Origin of the sequence: Nocardia sp. NPDC058518 (assembly GCF_042719655.1) — a bacterium.
Lineage (GTDB): Bacteria > Actinomycetota > Actinomycetes > Mycobacteriales > Mycobacteriaceae > Nocardia.
Genome location: NZ_JBHXNJ010000001.1, coordinates 544,594 through 560,688 on the forward strand (window position 1 = coordinate 544,594; position 16,095 = coordinate 560,688).

Consider the following 16,095-nt stretch of genomic DNA (forward strand, 5'->3'; position numbering starts at 1 on the left):
CCACTCGACGGCGAGAAGACGATCGTTTACGCCCGATGAGCAGCGATTTTCCTCGCCTCGAGGAGGATTCGCGCGGTCCTGGTTCAGCTTGCCCACATTTTAGTTAGCTTATGCTAACCTCACCTCCGTTCACACGATTCTCCCAGTTGGGAAGGGTGAACCGCATCAAACAAGAACCGCGAGAGGCATGTCGTTGCACGCTTTACCTGGAAAATTTCGATCGCGTTCCGTGCGGCGGATCACCGCGCTGGGACTGGTTGCCGCAGCGGCCGTGTCCGGATGCTCGAGTCGCGAATCGGCGGCTTCCGACAACGCCGCAGCCGGTGCGTCACAGATCCAGCTGACAGATCAGCGCGGCAACAATGTGACGATCGACGGTGACGTGCGCAAGATCGCCTTCGCTGTCATCCCGGCGCCGTCGATCTTCGCCGCGGTGGATCGCAGCTACGACCGGATCGTGGGGATCAACCAGTCGACTCTGGCCGCCAACAAGGGCGGAATGTTCGCGACCATCTTCCCGCAGTCGGTGCAATCGACTGTGGTCGCCGGTCCCAACTTCGTCCCCAATGTCGAGACGCTGCTGCAACTCGACCCGGATGTCGTGGTGCAGTGGGGCGATCGCGGTGCCGATGTCACCGATCCGATCGAGAAGGCCGGATTCCCGGTGGTCGGATTGAAGTATGGGACGCAGCAGGATCTGGAAACCTGGATCACGCTCTTCGCGCAGATCGCGGGCAAGCCCGACCGCGGCCGGGAACTGGTCGAATGGCATCACACGGAGATCGCCGCCACCCGCGCCGAGGTGGCTGCCGAGACGACTTCGCGGCCCCGCGCGATGATGTTGTCGCGTGTCGGTGATGCGTACTCGACCACCAAGGCGAGCGGATACGACGGATTCCAGTTCGACCTCGTCGGTGCGGACCTGGTGACCAAGGACTTCGTCTCCGACGCGGCTCAGGTGACCCCGGAGCAGATCCTCACCTGGAACCCCGAGGTGATCATGCTCAGCGGGTTCGACGAAAGCACGCCCGCCGAGATCTATGCCGACCCGCGCCTGGCCGGGGTGAAGGCCGTGCAGGACCGGCGGGTGTACAAAACACCGCTCGGTGCTTATCGGTGGCAGGTTTCCAGCATCGAGTCACCGTTGATGTGGCAGTGGATGCACGAAGTGCTCTACCCCAACACTGCCGGTGCCGACCTGCGCAAGAACATCAAGACGAGTTTCGACAACCTGTTCGGCTACTCGATCTCCGAGGAGGAGATCGACAAGGTGCTGCGGTTCGACCTCAACGCGGGCTCTGCGAACTATGACCATTTCCGCGGTTGAGATCGACGCCGCGGCCGTAGCTGACGACCGGTCGACGGTCACGCGACCTCGGCAGTGGCGGGCCCCGGCGGTAGGCGTGGCGCTGATGATCGTCCTTGTCGTAGTGGCGATTACCGCGCTGGCGGTGGGCCGGTACTACGTTCCGCCCAACGAGGTCGCTCGGTTGCTGCTGGGACAGGTACTTCCGCTCCGGGAGACCTGGCTTCCACAGGAGCGCAGTGTGGTGTTCGATATCCGATTGCCGCGGGTGCTGCTCTCGATGGTCATCGGTGCCGGGTTGGCATTGACCGGCGCGGTGATGCAGGCGGTGTTCCAGAATCCGCTGGCCAGCGCGCAGGTACTCGGAGTGTCCTCCGGCGCCTCGTTCGGCGGAGTGCTCATGTTGTTCGGAGGCGTCAGCGGCGGTTACCTCGTCGGTGGCGCCTTCACCGGCGGGGTGCTCGCGCTCGTCCTGGTTCTGCTGATCGCCCGTGCCGCACCGGGATCGCCGCTGCTGATGATCATCCTCGGCGGCACCGTGGTCGGCGCGATGTTCCAGGCGATGGTGTCCTTCGTGACCTATATCGCCGACCCGCAGCAGCAGTTGCCGTCAATCGTGTTCTGGCTCTTGGGTTCCCTCGCCACGGCCACCTACGGCAAGGTGTTGATCGCATCGGTTCCGATCGCGATCGGGGCTTCGGTGGTGATCGCGCTGCGATGGCGGCTGAACATCTTGGCGATGGGCGACGAAGACGCGGTGTCGCTCGGCTTGAAGCCGACTCGGATGCGCCTGCTGCTGCTCGGCTGCGTCGCCCTCATCACCGCAGGCGCGGTGTCGGTCGCCGGGGTGGTCAGCTGGGTCGGGCTGATGGTTCCGCACCTGGTCCGGATGATGGTCGGCACCGACAACAGGATCGTGGTGCCGATGAGCGCGCTGCTCGGAGCGTCGTACCTGACATTGATCGACACGCTCTCACGCATACTCAGCACCGCCGAGATCCCGATCGGAATTCTCACCGCCATGATCGGGGCGCCGTTCTTCGTACTGCTGCTGATCCGTAATCGGCGACAGCTGTGGGGTAGCGATGCTTGAAGCGAAGTCGATGTCGTTTCGCTATTCGGCCAAGGGACCGTGGATCTTTCGCGACGTGTCCGTGGATGTCCGGCGCGGAGAAGTGCTGGCGGTGCTCGGCCCCAACGCCCGTGGCAAGACAACGATGCTCAAATGCCTGTCCGGACTGGTGGCGCCGACCGAAGGGACGGTCGAACTCGCAGGCAAGGTCGGCTTCGTGCCGCAGAGTCATGCGGTCGTCTTCTCGTTCTCGGTGACAGACACCGTGCTCATGGGCCGAGCGCGTCGGGTCAAGATCTACGGCACACCGACCCGCGGCGACCGCCACGCCGCCGCGGCCGCACTGGCCCGGGTGGGAATCTCCCACCTCGCCGAGCGCGACTACGCCCGCCTCAGCGGTGGCGAACGGCAGCTGGTACTGATTGCCCGGGCACTGGTCTCCGATTGCGACACCATCGTTCTCGATGAACCGGCCTCGGCGCTGGATCTGCGCAACCAGGCGCGGGTGTTGACGCTGCTCCGGTCGCTCGCCGACGAAGGTATGGCGGTGGTGATGACGACCCATCATCCCGATCACGCATTGCACATCGCCGAGCGAGTGGTGCTGATGGTCGACTCCGGTGATCAGCGCGTGGGCCCGACCCGAGAGTTGCTGACCGACAACGTGTTGAGCGAACTGTACGAGCTCGCCATCGTGACCGCCGATGTCCAGACCTCGACGGCGGTGCGCCGGTTGATCGTTCCCGACTTCGGCCGGGGTGTGTCATGACGGTGTTGCGTGCGGTGATGGTGCCGGGTGCCGTCGAGTCCGATGGCTGGCGGCACATCGATCTCTACGACCTGCCCCAGGTCGATCTCACCGAGGTGACCGGGATCTATCTCGCCGCGGATGTCGATCAGGAGTTTCTCGCCGAGATTCGGGAGTTGTTGGGCCGGTTCGTCTTCGAGGGCGGTCGGGTGGTGGTCAACGGCCACGTCCAGCGGGTATTTCTCGACGGTCTGACCCGCTGGCGGAAGCTGGAGTTCCGCAAGCCCGCCGATCTCGCGCTGACTCGGGTGTCGGAGCATCCGGTGTGGGCGGGCATCGATCCTCGAGCGCTGCTCTACAACACCGGCACGCCGGGTCGGCTGACGTTCGAGGAGATCTCGCGCATCGGAGTCGCCGGGTTCTACGGTCGCGGCTACTACCTCGACCTCCCCGACGACGCGCAGATCGTCCACACGATCGGACCGACCGCTGGTCCGATCGACTACGCGTATCGGCTCGGTGCGGGACACGTGCTCGTGCACGGCGGCAATGATCTCCTGCAGTTCGCGGGCGCCGATCGCGGCACGAGTTTCCTTACCGGACAGCTGTTGTCGTGGTTGGGGCAACGATGAGCGCGATGCCACGGGTGGCTTTCGTGCACGGCGGCACCCACGCGCAGTTGGCGACACTCGCCGACCCGGCGTTGGCGCCATACCGGATTCGGCCCGTGCATATCCGCAAGCTGGAGCCGGTCGCACTGGCCGACGCCGATGTGGTGGTGGTCAGTGATCGACTGCGCCCGGATCTGCTGATACCGAGATCGCCGGTGTTGCTGGAGTGCCTGGCTCGGGGCGCGACAATGGTGGTGTTCGGTGAGAACGGTGTCGGCGAATGGCTACCCGGGGTCCAGGAGGAAAGTCGGCAGACCAACTTCTGGTGGTGGCGAACCGGCGAGGATCATCGGATCCGGCTGCGTGCACCGCATCATCCGGCCTGGCCCTACTTCGCCGATCGATCAGTGATCTGGCACTTTCACGGCGTGCTGAAACCACCGCAGGGTGCGGTGAGTCTGGTGGACCTCGAGACCGTCACCGGTGAACGAGACGGTTCGCTGCTCTATCTCGACGAACTCAGCACCCCCGGCCGGCTGCTCGTGACCACGATGGATCCGGTCTATCACCACGGCTCCGGATTCATGCCCGGCGCAACCCAATTGCTGTACTCCGCGATGCAGTGGGCCACGCGGAGCTGAGAGGAGATCGAATGTCGCTACTGGTTCTCGAGGGCACGACCACCCTGGATTTCACCTTCGACGACGTGCTCAAATACCACGGTCCCGGCTACCCGGGTGGTGTGGCGCACGGCTACACCGCGATGCGGGTGGCGCTGCCGAACCTGGCTCCGGCGGTGAATCGGCGAGAGGTGAAGGTACGGACGGGATTCCGTGGACCCGGCGGGCGCGATGCCGTCGAGATGGTGCTGCGCGCCGTCACGGAGGGGCAGTACACGGTGACTGCTGAACTGGAGAAGCCCGAACGTGGGGTAATGCTCGAGCGCTATGTCTGGGAGTTCGCCTACCGCGGTGACGTTGTGACAGTGCAGTTGCGCGACGACGGCTTCGTCGTCGAGGAGTTCATCGTGCTCTCACGCAAGCCCAACCGAACCGACGACGAGGAGGCACATCTCGCACAACTCAAGCTGGAGATGACCGACCGGCTGTTGCGGCGGGATCCCCAGGAGGTCTATGAGGTGGTGTGACAGCCCGCGGCAACGCCTGTCCTGACCGATTACACGCCGGGGTCGATAAGGATCTTGCCTTCCACCTTCCCGGCGGCGAGCCGATCGAGTGATGCGCCGAGCTGTGCGAGTCCTACCGGGGTTTCGGCGAACTCGGTGCCGAGCAGCGGGGCTGCCGCCAGGATGTGCAGCGCGGCGGGGAGATCGGTGTCGCAGACGTGTGCCAGCGTCGTGTCGAGGGTGATCTCGCGGAAGATCATCGAGTGCATGTCGAGGACGGGATTGTCCTTGGGAATGCCGACGGCTTGGACACGACCACCGTCGACGACCATCTCGAGTGCCGCCGCCAGCTGGCCGGGCGCCCCACTGGCCTCGATCACGACGTCGGGTTTGCGGCCGTCGAGTGCGTCGATGACATCTGCGGCGATGGATTCCGACGGAGCGAGGGTGCGATCGGCGCCGAGGCGTTGCGCGCGGTCGAGGCGGCTACCGGGGAAGTCGATGACGGTGATGTCGAACTCGCCGAGGTGTCGCAGTCCGGCGAGGACGAACGAGCCGATCGCGCCGGCGCCGATGATGACGACGTTGTCACCCTCACGCGCACCGGACCGGCGGGCCGCGTGGATGCCGACGGACAGGGGTTGGGCGAGTCCGGCGTGGTCAAGGGGCAGCCCGGTGGGCAACGGGCGCAGTGTTTTCGTCGGGACCGCGACGAATTCGGCCATGCCACCGTGGACGTTCAGCCCGAGGGTTCGGTACTGCGTGCACTGGTTGGTTCGGCCTTCGCCACATCGTCGGCACTTACCGCACCAGACGCCGGCGCCACTGGCGACCAGGCTGCCCGCGGTGAGGCCGGAATCCGGGTCGGCCTCGACGATCTCGCCGACGAATTCGTGGCCGGGGATGATCGGACCGAGATGTCCGCTGTGTGGGTGGCGGCGTTGCACGGGAAAGGTTTTCGGCCCGGCGATCCACTCGGAGGCGTCGGTCCCGCAGATCCCCGATCGCAACACCCGCACGAGTGTTTCCGCGTTGCCCGAACCAGTCGAGCGAACCCGCGCGGGGCGTGTGGTTCGTCGCGGGCCGCCACGAGTCCGGCCCCACCCGGGCATGGGTAGCCGCACAGCTCGGTGAGACCGACACCGAATCGCCACTGCGCGTGACGAATGCGGTCGACGCACTGGATCTGCTCGGTGCCACCGCCGTGCGACCACCCTCGGCCGAGCCCGGCCGCGACAGCTAGTCGCGACCGGTCCCGGGCGGATCAGAGGCGTTCGAAAACAGCCGCCAGCCCTTGCCCGCCGCCGATGCACATGGTTTCGAGGCCGTAGCGGCCCTCGCGGCGGGTCAGTTCGTGCAGCAGGGTGGCCAGGATTCTGGCACCGGTGGCGCCGACCGGATGGCCGAGGGAGATCCCCGAGCCGTTGGGGTTCACGCGCGGGTCGTCGGGTTCGGCCTTCCAGGTCCGCAGCACGGCCAGTGTCTGCGCGGCGAAGGCCTCGTTGAGTTCGATCACGTCCATGTCGTCGAGCGTGAGATCCAGCCGTGCGAGCGCTTTTTCGGTCGCGGGCACCGGTCCGATGCCCATGGTGGACGGCGGTACTCCCGCGACCGCCCACGACGCCAGTCGAGCCATAGGGCGCAGCCCTAGTACTTGTGCACGCTGCGGTGTCGTCACGATACAGACGGCCGCGCCGTCGTTCTGACCGCTGGAATTTCCCGCTGTCACGGTGGATTCGGGATCGACACCGAGACGGATCGGGCGCAGCTTCGCCAGCGTGTCGAGGTCGGTATCGGCTCGTGGGTGCTCATCGGTGCGCACCAGCAGCGGTTCCCGTTTACGTTGCGGCACAGCGACACTCACCAGCTCCGCCTCGAAGCGGCCATCGCGTTGCGCGGCGACGGCACGCTGGTGCGACTGCACGGCGAGCGCGTCCTGGTCCGCGCGGCTGATGGCGAACTGCGCACGCAGGTTCTCCGCGGTTTCGATCATGCCGCCATCGACCGGAAAGTTCTTGCCACCAGCGGTGATTCGAGCGCGGGCGAGGCGGTCGTGCAGGACCGGACCGTCACCGCGGATACCCCAGCGGATGTCGGTGGCATAGAACTCGGTGCGGCTCATGGATTCCACGCCGCCCGCGAGGACGAGATCGCTGCCGCCGGATTGCACCTGCATGCAGGCTTGCAGCACCGCTTGCAGGCCGGATCCACAGCGCCGGTCCACCTGGATGCCGGGCACCCCGATGCCGAGGCCCGCGTCCAGCGCGGCGATGCGGCCGATCGCGGGTGCCTCGCCGTTGGGCGAGGACTGGCCGAGGATGACGTCGTCGACGGTCGCGGAGTCGAGTCCGGTGCGGGTGATCAGTTCGGTGATCACGGTCGCGGCGAGGTCTTGCGGGGCGATGTCCTTGAAGACTCCGCCGAATCGGCCGACCGGGGTTCGCAGGGGTTCGCAGATAACAGCTTCGGGCATAGCGCTTCCTCGTAGGTGTCAGGTGTTGGATCGGATCCGGGTGAGGTCGTGCTCGATCGCGGCACCGGTCTCGAGCAGGGCGGGGATCAGAACGTCGCGGACTTCACCGAGCGTGTAGCGGGCGGCCTGAGTGGAGATGTTCACCGCGGCGACGACCACGCCGTGCTGGTCACGCAGGGGCGCGGCCATCGACCGCAGTCCTCGCTCGAGCTCCTGATCGACGACGCAGTAGCCGTCTGCGCGGACCTGCGCCAACTCGGCACGCAGTTGCCGTTTCGTGGTGACGGTCGTGTCGGTGAGGGGCGTCAGGTCGACCTTCGCCAGATAGTTCTCCAGCGCGTCGGCGTCGAGGTCTGCGAGCAGAACCCGCCCCATCGAGGTGGCGTAGGCGGGGAAACGGGTCCCGATGTTGATCGACACCGTCATGATCCGGCTGACGGGTACACGGGCGACGTAGACGATGTCGGTGCCGTCCAGGATGGACACCGAGGTCGACTCACGAACCTTCTCGGCCAGCGCCTCGAGGTGCGGGCCCGCCAGGTCGGGCAGGGTCAGGCTGGACAAGAAGCTGTACCCGAGTTCGAGCACGCGCGGCGTGAGCCAGAACTGGTTTCCGTCGGAGCGCACATAGCCGAGTTCGACGAGGGTGAGCAGGAAACGCCGTGCGGTGGCCCGCGTCAGGTCGGTGGCGTGGGCGACCTCGCTGAGGGTGCGCCGTGGATGCTTCGCATCGAAGGCCCGGATGACGGCAAGGCCGCGCGCGAGGGACTGCACGTAATCCGGCGACGGTTCTGTCATGGCCGTAACTCCTTCTCCCACAGGGCCCGATGGCGTCCACCCGCGGCGAACGTCTGTACACCGAGCCGGGCCCGAGGCTACGTCGCGGCGGTCCGACACAAGGCTCGGCATGCACGAAGGACGGATGTTCATTATGCGAACAAACGTGCGCATCATGAACACGCTATGCCCACAGCTTCATCCAACGCAAGCGTTCGCGATGCGAACACTAGTGCGCAATGCGAACATGCCGTCTAGTATCGCCGGTGTGATGGACAAAGTCATTGCGACGGCAACCGAGGCCGTCGCCGATATTCATGACGGCGCGTCGTTCGCGGTCGGCGGGTTCGGTCTGGTCGGGGTGCCGCAGGTACTCATCGACGCCGTACTCGCACACGGCGCCACCGATCTCGAGGTTGTCAGCAACAACTGCGGCACCGCGGGCGTCGGATTGGGTGTGCTCCTCGAAGCACACCGGATCCGCCGCACGACCAGTTCCTACGTCGGATCGAACGCGGAGTTCGCGCGCAAGTTCCTCGCCGGCGAACTCGAAGTGGAACTGACGCCGCAGGGCACGCTGGCCGAGCGGATGCGGGCGGGCGGTGCGGGCATTCCGGCGTTCTATACCCCCGCGGGCGTCGGCACACAGGTCGCCGACGGTGGTCTGCCGCTGCGCTACGACGGCGACGGCGGGATCGCGCTGGCCAGTCCCGCGAAGGAGACCCGGGTCTTCGGCGGGGTGCCCTACGTGCTCGAACACGCGATCGTCACCGATTTCGCGCTGGTGCACGCGTGGAAGGGCGACCGCCACGGCAACCTCGTCTACCGCCGCAGCGCGCGCAACTTCAATCCCCCGGCCGCCACGGCAGGCCGGATCACCATCGCCCAGGTCGAGCATCTGGTGGAACCGGGCGAACTGGATCCAGACGAAGTGCACACCCCCGGCATCTACGTGCAGCGAGTGGTGCACGTGGGCAGAGTCGAGGTCGGAATCGAGAACAGGACGGTGCGGGCATGACCTGGACACGCCAGGAGTTGGCGGCCCGAGTGGCCGCCGAGTTGAGTGACGGCCAGTACGTGAACCTCGGCATCGGTATGCCGACGGTGGTGCCGAACTACCTGCCCGACGATGTCACGGTCGTTCTGCATTCGGAGAACGGGGTCCTCGGCGTCGGGCCGTACCCGACCGACGAAGAAGTCGATCCCGAGCTGATCAACGCGGGCAAGGAGACGATCACCGTACTGCCCGGCGCCTCCTACTTCGACTCCTCCCAGTCCTTCGGAATGATCCGCGGCGGCTGCGTCGATGTCGCCGTTCTCGGCGCGATGCAGGTCAGCGCCAACGGCGACCTGGCGAACTGGATGATTCCGGGCAAGATGGTCAAGGGCATGGGTGGCGCGATGGACCTGGTCCACGGCGCGAAACGGGTCATCGTGATGATGGAACACCGGTCCCGCAGCGGCGAACCCAAGATCGTCGAGCGCTGCACCCTGCCACTGACCGGGCTGGGTTGCGTGCACCGCATCATCACCGAGATGGCGGTGCTGGATATCGGCCCCGACGGGCTGACACTTGTCGAAACCGCGCCGGGAGTCAGCGAATCCGACGTTCGAGCGGCCACCGGAGCAGATTTCACGGTCGCGCTCGCTACCGCGTCGGCCCGGTGAGATCCGGTGTGAAGCCCACATCGAACGGGGGTGTGGGCTTCACGGGATCGGACGACAGAGCCAAGGTGGTCCCCACCAGCCGCGCCGTTCCCGGGCGCGAGATCAGGTCGGAAACCTGCCCGGCCAGCACCATCAGATCCGATCGCAGGCCGCGACATCACCGATGGTCAAGCCCTCGATGCCGTGCTCGGTGACCTGCTCGAGGGTTGCCTGATCTCGCGCCCGGGAATGGCGCCCCGACCGCTGCGACCGACACTTCCGGATCAGCGCAGATACGCCGCGATCCAGTTGCCGAATTCGGTCGCGAGATGCCACTGGTGCTCGGTGACATACAGGCCGGGCACGGCCGCGGGGAACGCGACCTTCAGCTGACTGCGGAACCCACCACCGGGTTCATCACGGAACTGATGACACACACCGCCGATGAGTTCACCGTCAGAGAGGGTGGCAGCTCCGGCGACCGAGAGCGGGTAGGCCGGGTCCACGGGGGCGACTACCTTCGACGGGTCGGTGTAGGTGACGAGGAACCGGCTGGCGAGCACCGCTCCACCGGTCACCTCGACGACCTCCTGCCGCCTGTCGGGCAGGGTGGCGATGATGTAGTGGTCCGGGCACGCGTCGGTCCAGAACGCCTGGTCGTTGTTCACCCGCGCGCGGTCGAACGTGTCGATGAAGCCCTGTGCGCTGCCGCGATCGCTGGCGATCTCGACCGTCGCCACCACCCAGCGTCCACCCGATGCCGCGAGCGTGGCCCGGGTGGCGGTCTCGGAGGCGACGAGTTCGCCGGCGAGCAGCTCACGCAAACCCTGGGGACCGATCAGCACGCGAGCCCGTGCCAGCGCCGCGCGGGCGGCGGGAATGTCGTCGACATCTACCGCGAAGCGGGCGAGCAGCGAGTCGAGCTCACCGGTCAGCAGGCCGATGTAGTCCTTGCTCAGCCGCGCCGCGGCGACCGACAGCCGCCGCCGTTCCCACTCGACGACCTTGCCGTGGTCCACCAGGTGACCGTCGATGTATGTCCGCAGCCCGGCTGCCGACGCATCAGGGGAGGCGAAGACGGTCCCCGTACCGGCGTAGGCAACCGCCGCGGTGGCGGCCGTCGCCCCGGCGGCACGGACGATGAAGCTTCTCCTGGTCAGCATTGACCAATTCCTTTCAATCTAACGCTAGTAGATCTTGCGATAACACAGCTTCCGTTGCCCTCGTCACGATGTCAACAGGTTGCGCATAATTAACGCCACAGACACTTGCGTTTCCAGTTTCGAAAGGGCAACCTTAACGCAAGTCTCAATAGCTTTAATGAGAGGTGGTAGCCGCCATGGACGATCCCATCGAGATCCGAGCGTTCCTCGCTGAACAGAGCGTCACGCGCCAGCAGGTGCGCGCCTGGGAAGCGCGGCGTGCCGAAGCGGTGCTGAAGAAGTTCGCCAGGCGCCTGGGACACCGCGGAACAGCCGAACTCCTGCCCGATTTCACGATCGGCAGAGCGTTCGACGCGCCCCTCGATGTCCAGCGCGCCGCCCTCACTGCCATGAAGACCGAGCTGGGCCACGCGGGAATCTACGCACTGCTCAAGCGCGAACTGGCCATCTCCGAGCGGATGGCGCGGGTCGGCATCGCCGCCGGCCGGGGCCGGGTCAAGTACTCGGTCACCCGGCTTCACGTCCCCCACTACTCCGCGCAGCGATTCGCCGACTGGTTCAACAACCTGACCATCTCCAACATCGAAGTCGACATGGTCGACGCCACCCCGGACCACTACCTGCTGCGCGGCCTGCCCAACGGCCTTCAGGAAGTCGTCGAAACGACCGGCGGCTCACCCACGGCGTCGCGGTTCCTCGTCGACTACAGCAGAACCGAAACACTGACCATCCCCGCCGATCCCGACTACCCCATCCAGATCGCGGGCCAAGCCATGCTCGACGACGGTCTGGTCATCGGCGGCGTCCGCCACCAATTCCGCGACCGCGACGGCACTCTCGAAGCCCTGCTGACCTGCCAGTTCCCGGGTAGCCTGCCCGCCAGGCTCATCCACCAGCATCAATGGCACCTGGCCAGCGAGTTCAGCAACTGGATGATCGCCGCGGCCCCGATCGCGGCGACCGCCTGACGTCGCACCCAGGTACATCCCGGCCAGTCGCAGTCACCCTGCACGCTCGGCCGCGAGCACGGTGGGGTAGGTACGAGATGCTCGAGTTGTTGCAGCACATTGTGTTTGGACAGATGCCCTCCGGAGAGCCGGTTCATCAACGGCCGTACCTATGCCTCGGTGTGCTTACGGCTCACTGGCAGGAACGCTGAACGACATTCGCTCGCAATGAGTTCGGGGCATGAATGATTGGGTAGTCGGCCGCGCGAACGCGTGACAAAGCTGGTTGGCCGGCTTCCAGATTGTGCATGAAACGAGACGCGACATCGAAAGGTCGAAAGGTGCCGCGATCGACCTGTCCCGTACGCCGACCCCGCGGAGAGCCGGTGTACGGACCGCTCAGCGACGCCGTGAACTACCGGTCACATGGCCTACGCCGAGGCGTAGCCGTAGGTCGAGCGGTCCTCTTCGCGGGCAACCAGTTTGCCGTTCACGTAAATCGCTGCGCGGACGACTCGGCCCTGTGGCTTGCGATGCGCCACAGTTCTTCGGTTCGGCGATGCACACCTTCTCCACGAGCCCCGCCTGCTCGGCCGGCACCAGCACCCGCCCGGCCGGCCGGCGACATCAGGCTGTCGTCATCGAACACCGCCGACTCGGCGGCGAACCTATGCGAAACTTGCACTCGAAGTGCCATCCGAACTGGGCCGAGCGCTGTGCGGGAACTTCAATCTTCCCAGATCACAAGTCTTTTCACTCATTCCGACACACACACGAACCTGCACGCCGGTGGATCGAGGCCAAGTCTCCGGACTAGCCGGGGCGGTTCGCACCGCTCATCAGCTTCGGACAAAACATTCGTGGAGGGAGTCGGATATGGATCGCACGATCAAAGTGATCGCGACGAAGTCTGAGCAGGCCGAGCTCGCGCGGGACTACACCGTGATAGCCACCTACGACGCGTTCGCGTTGGTACAGGTCGATGAGGCAACGGCTCGAGAGTTGAGTGAGCGATACCTCGTCGAGGACATCACCGCGCAGTACGAGATTCCACTCGGACCGACCGCGACAGACTCGATCGACACCAATCTGCCTCGGATCACCGGCGCAGGGCGGCCTTCAGCCCATCCCGCCTACCAGCGCACCCGGCGTCTGGGCGCCGGGCCGCACCACTACCTCGTCCAGTTCGTAGGTCCGATCAAGCCGGAATGGCGCTCAGCCGTCGAGAACGCGGGTGCGTCGATCGTCGATGCCCGTTCGGGTTTCACGCTGGTCGTCCGCGCGACGGCCGAGCGAGTCGCGGCGATCGCCGCGTTGCCGGCAGTGCGCTGGGCCGGTCATCTGCCCGACCGCGCACGCCTCGACGTGACCACCGATTCCACGCTGCCCCGAACCAAATTGCTCCCCGACGTCTTCACTGTCGAGTTCTTTTCACCGGCCACGGCGCGCGCAGGCAAGGCGGAGATTCGCAGACTCGGACTCAGGATCATCGGAGACGGGTCGGCGACGCTCATTGTCGAGGCGCCGCAGGGCACCGATGCCGCTCGGCGAAAGCAATTGGCCGACCTGTCGGCTGTCCATGGTGTGCGGATGGTTCGGAACCGGCCGATCAATCGCATCAGCAACGACGTCGCCGCGGGAATCATGCGCGGGACCGCGGCAACGCTGGGTGGGGTTCCTACTCTCGACGGTGACGGCGAGACGGTCGCCGTGTGCGACACCGGGTTCGACACCGGCTCCACCTCACCCGTACACCCCGATTTCGGGGGCCGCGTCAAAGCCATCATGAGTTTTCCGATCACGTCGGAATTCGCCCCGTACATCAACAACGCCGGCGGCGATGACGGAGCTTCCGACCTCGACTCCGGCCACGGCACCCATGTCACAGGATCAGTGCTCGGCGACGGCGTCGCGAGTACGGCGGTGCCGGGACAACCGGTAATCCGCGGTCTGGCCACCAAAGCCAAGTTGGTGTTCCAGGCAATCGAGCAGGCCTTGGACTGGAAGAACCCCGCGTTCGTCGCGAAGTACGGTCGTTATCTGCTCGCAGGAATTCCGGTGGACCTCGCCGACCTGTTCGAACCCGCGTACAACAAGGGCGCACGCATCCACACCAACTCGTGGGGTGGGGGCGACCCGGGGGCATACGACGACCAGTGCCGTGCCGTCGACAAGTTCATGTGGGAACACCCGTCCTTCTGCATCCTGTTCGCCGCAGGCAACGACGGTAGCGACTCCGACGGTGACGGCGAGATCAATCTGGGCTCCGTCACCTCGCCCGGCACAGCCAAGAACTGCCTGACGGTCGGGGCGAGTGAGAACCTGCGGCGCTCGTTCGACAGCGAGAAGTACGGCAACTGGTGGCCGGGCGACTACCCGGCACCGCCGTACAAGCGCGCGTCGATGGCGGACAACCCGGATCAGGTCGTCGCGTTCTCCAGCCGTGGCCCGACCGCGGACGGGCGAATCAAACCCGACGTCGTTGCCCCGGGCACGTGGATCCTGTCGACGAAGTCGACGATGCTCAGCACCACCGCAACAGGCTGGAAGCCGTTCCCGGGATCCTCGAAGTACTTCTATATGGGCGGCACGAGCATGGCCACGCCACTGACCGCGGGCGCGCTCGCACTACTGCGCCAGCACCTTCGCCGCGACCACGGCACCGCGACGCCGTCGGGCGCGCTCCTCAAGGCGGCGGTGATCGCTGGTGCTCGTCGCCTGCCGGACACCGCACCCACAGGCACCTCGGCCGACAACCACCAGGGCTTCGGTTGCGTCGATGTGGCTGCCGTCGTTGCCCCGACGGCACCGTCCACGCTGCTGGTGAGTCAGGGCAAGAAGGTGTCGACCGGACAACTCCGTACCCTCGAGATCGACGTCACCTCGGGAGCTGTTCCGCTTCGGATCGTGCTCGCCTACAGCGACTTCCCCGGCGAGACGTTGGTGAACAACCTGAATCTCGTTGTCCGAGGGCCGGACGGAACGCCAAGAGTCGGAAATGCCGGGGAGGGAGCCGGACTCACGATGGACTCGACCAATAACGTCGAGGTCGTCGAAGTCGGCACACCCGCAGTCGGTAAATGGACGATCGACGTCATCGGCTCGAACGTCCCGCAGGGGCCTCAGCCCTACGCGCTGGCGATCCTCGGCGCGGCAGCCGGCTAAGTCCCAGCCGGAGTTTCCGGGGATGGAGCTCACCGGCTTCCCCATCAGTCGGGAATCGGGCGGTCGCCGCCACCCGCGGCGCGGCGGAACCTCGTCGCGAGACGATCGAACGCCACCGCTAGCTCGTCTCCGTCGATCACCTCGATGTCGACGTCGAGCTGTGCCATCGACAGCGCGAGCCGGTCCGGGTCGTTGGAACCCAGCTCGACACGGCACGTGGACTCGTCGAGCGCGACGATATCGACCGGGACGGGGATCTTCGCGGCGACCTCGGCGGCGGGAGCATGCACGAGTACCCGCGCGCGGTACCTCCAGGCCGCCTTGCTGACGCGTCCGACGACGTAATCGACGACATTGTCCGCCGGGATCACCCGCGGCCGGAACCGCGCACCCGTCGGTGCGTGCGCAACCATGCGGTCGACACGAAAGACCCGCCAGTCGTCACGGTCGAGATCCCACGCGAGCAGGTACCAGAGCGGCCCCCAGCTCACCAGCCGTTGTGGTTCGGTGTGGCGGGCCCCTTCGGCGCCCCCGTGCTTCGTGTATCCGAACCGGAGCCGTTCGTGGCCGCGGATCGCGGCGGCGACCGCGCCGAGAACCGAAAGATCAAGCGGCGGTTCAGCTCCTGGAACGACGCTCATCGCCTCGCGTACCGCCTCGACGCGCCGACGCAGGCGCGAGGGCAGTACTTGCTCCAGCTTCGCGAGCGCGGTGAGCGATGTCTCTTCGACTCCGAGCCTTCGAGTCGCGACCGCCCCCAGTCCGACCGCGACGGCGACGGCCTCGTCGTCATCGAGCAGCAGTGGGGGCATCGCCGTCCCGGCGGCCAGCCGGTACCCGCCCGCGACGCCGGGACGCGCGTCCACGGGGTAGCCGAGCGACCGCAGCTTGCCGATGTCGGCGCGCACAGTCCTCGTGCTCACACCGAGCCGGCCGGCGAGCTCGGAGCTCGTCCAGTCGCGCTTGAGCTGGAGCAACGACAGCAGTTCGAGCAGGCGAGCCGAGGTCTCCAACATGTTCTCGATCATTCCAGCAATTGCGGAAGCTAACCTGCCGCATT

The 16,095-nt window shown here is 66.0% G+C and carries 16 protein-coding genes; 11 read left to right on the plus strand and 5 right to left on the minus strand.

Annotation, left to right across the window (positions count from 1 at the left end; translation table 11 throughout):
- The first annotated feature begins 229 nt into the window (after nt 1–229).
- The 6 genes from ACFWPX_RS02370 to ACFWPX_RS02395 are packed head-to-tail and all read left to right on the plus strand — an operon-like array spanning nt 230 to nt 4,884.
- Nucleotides 230–1,327: an ABC transporter substrate-binding protein gene (locus tag ACFWPX_RS02370; protein WP_378925206.1), complete on the plus strand. Its 1,098-nt coding sequence runs from the start codon at nt 230–232 to the stop codon at nt 1,325–1,327.
- A complete protein-coding gene (locus ACFWPX_RS02375; RefSeq protein ID WP_378925208.1) occupies nt 1,308–2,399 on the plus strand; it encodes a FecCD family ABC transporter permease in 1,092 nt (363 codons plus the stop codon). The genes ACFWPX_RS02370 and ACFWPX_RS02375 overlap by 20 nt, the downstream gene beginning before the upstream one ends.
- On the plus strand, nt 2,392–3,147 hold the full coding sequence (locus tag ACFWPX_RS02380) for an ABC transporter ATP-binding protein (RefSeq protein WP_378925211.1): 756 nt from the start codon (nt 2,392–2,394) through the stop codon (nt 3,145–3,147). Before ACFWPX_RS02375 ends, ACFWPX_RS02380 begins: the two co-directional genes overlap by 8 nt.
- Nucleotides 3,144–3,758, plus strand: coding sequence for a hypothetical protein (locus ACFWPX_RS02385; RefSeq protein ID WP_378925213.1), 615 nt, complete (start codon nt 3,144–3,146; stop codon nt 3,756–3,758). The genes ACFWPX_RS02380 and ACFWPX_RS02385 overlap by 4 nt, the downstream gene beginning before the upstream one ends.
- A complete protein-coding gene (locus ACFWPX_RS02390) occupies nt 3,755–4,378 on the plus strand; it encodes a hypothetical protein (RefSeq protein ID WP_378925215.1) in 624 nt (207 codons plus the stop codon). The genes ACFWPX_RS02385 and ACFWPX_RS02390 overlap by 4 nt, the downstream gene beginning before the upstream one ends.
- Nucleotides 4,379–4,389: 11 nt before the next feature.
- Nucleotides 4,390–4,884 (plus strand): hypothetical protein, encoded by a 495-nt coding sequence (locus ACFWPX_RS02395; RefSeq protein ID WP_378925216.1) that lies wholly within the window; start codon nt 4,390–4,392, stop codon nt 4,882–4,884.
- A gap of 29 nt (nt 4,885–4,913) precedes the next feature.
- Here the strand turns inward: ACFWPX_RS02395 and ACFWPX_RS02400 are convergent, their stop codons facing one another.
- Nucleotides 4,914–5,975, minus strand: coding sequence for a zinc-binding dehydrogenase (locus ACFWPX_RS02400; RefSeq protein ID WP_378925218.1), 1,062 nt, complete (start codon nt 5,973–5,975; stop codon nt 4,914–4,916).
- On the opposite strand from ACFWPX_RS02400, the gene ACFWPX_RS02405 reads away from it, so the two are divergent.
- A complete protein-coding gene (locus ACFWPX_RS02405; protein ID WP_378926153.1) occupies nt 5,930–6,106 on the plus strand; it encodes a hypothetical protein in 177 nt (58 codons plus the stop codon). The genes ACFWPX_RS02400 and ACFWPX_RS02405 overlap by 46 nt on opposite strands.
- 21 nt (nt 6,107–6,127) lie before the next feature.
- Here the strand turns inward: ACFWPX_RS02405 and ACFWPX_RS02410 are convergent, their stop codons facing one another.
- Both ACFWPX_RS02410 and ACFWPX_RS02415 read right to left on the minus strand, forming a co-directional pair.
- Entirely contained in the window at nt 6,128–7,336 is a 1,209-nt protein-coding gene (locus ACFWPX_RS02410) for an acetyl-CoA C-acetyltransferase (protein WP_378925220.1), read from the minus strand.
- Nucleotides 7,337–7,354: 18 nt separating this feature from the next.
- Nucleotides 7,355–8,134 (minus strand): IclR family transcriptional regulator C-terminal domain-containing protein, encoded by a 780-nt coding sequence (locus ACFWPX_RS02415; RefSeq protein WP_378925222.1) that lies wholly within the window; start codon nt 8,132–8,134, stop codon nt 7,355–7,357.
- A gap of 250 nt (nt 8,135–8,384) precedes the next feature.
- On the opposite strand from ACFWPX_RS02415, the gene ACFWPX_RS02420 reads away from it, so the two are divergent.
- Nucleotides 8,385–9,131 carry a CoA transferase subunit A gene (locus ACFWPX_RS02420; RefSeq protein ID WP_378925224.1) on the plus strand — a complete coding sequence of 249 codons (747 nt, stop codon included), beginning with the start codon at nt 8,385–8,387 and terminating at the stop codon, nt 9,129–9,131.
- Nucleotides 9,128–9,781: a CoA transferase subunit B gene (locus tag ACFWPX_RS02425; RefSeq protein WP_378925226.1), complete on the plus strand. Its 654-nt coding sequence runs from the start codon at nt 9,128–9,130 to the stop codon at nt 9,779–9,781. The genes ACFWPX_RS02420 and ACFWPX_RS02425 overlap by 4 nt, the downstream gene beginning before the upstream one ends.
- A gap of 263 nt (nt 9,782–10,044) precedes the next feature.
- On the opposite strand, the gene ACFWPX_RS02430 is transcribed toward ACFWPX_RS02425, so the two are convergent.
- A complete protein-coding gene (locus ACFWPX_RS02430) occupies nt 10,045–10,923 on the minus strand; it encodes a hypothetical protein (RefSeq protein WP_378925228.1) in 879 nt (292 codons plus the stop codon).
- A 176-nt stretch (nt 10,924–11,099) separates the two neighbouring features.
- Here ACFWPX_RS02430 and ACFWPX_RS02435 point away from each other — a divergent pair, with 176 nt between their 5' ends.
- Both ACFWPX_RS02435 and ACFWPX_RS02440 read left to right on the plus strand, forming a co-directional pair.
- Nucleotides 11,100–11,891: a hypothetical protein gene (locus tag ACFWPX_RS02435; RefSeq protein ID WP_378925230.1), complete on the plus strand. Its 792-nt coding sequence runs from the start codon at nt 11,100–11,102 to the stop codon at nt 11,889–11,891.
- 855 nt (nt 11,892–12,746) lie between these two features.
- Nucleotides 12,747–15,035: a S8 family serine peptidase gene (locus ACFWPX_RS02440; RefSeq protein WP_378925231.1), complete on the plus strand. Its 2,289-nt coding sequence runs from the start codon at nt 12,747–12,749 to the stop codon at nt 15,033–15,035.
- Between the two features lie 44 nt (nt 15,036–15,079).
- On the opposite strand, the gene ACFWPX_RS02445 is transcribed toward ACFWPX_RS02440, so the two are convergent.
- Nucleotides 15,080–16,051 (minus strand): helix-turn-helix transcriptional regulator, encoded by a 972-nt coding sequence (locus ACFWPX_RS02445; protein WP_378926109.1) that lies wholly within the window; start codon nt 16,049–16,051, stop codon nt 15,080–15,082.
- Nucleotides 16,052–16,095 lie beyond the last annotated feature (44 nt).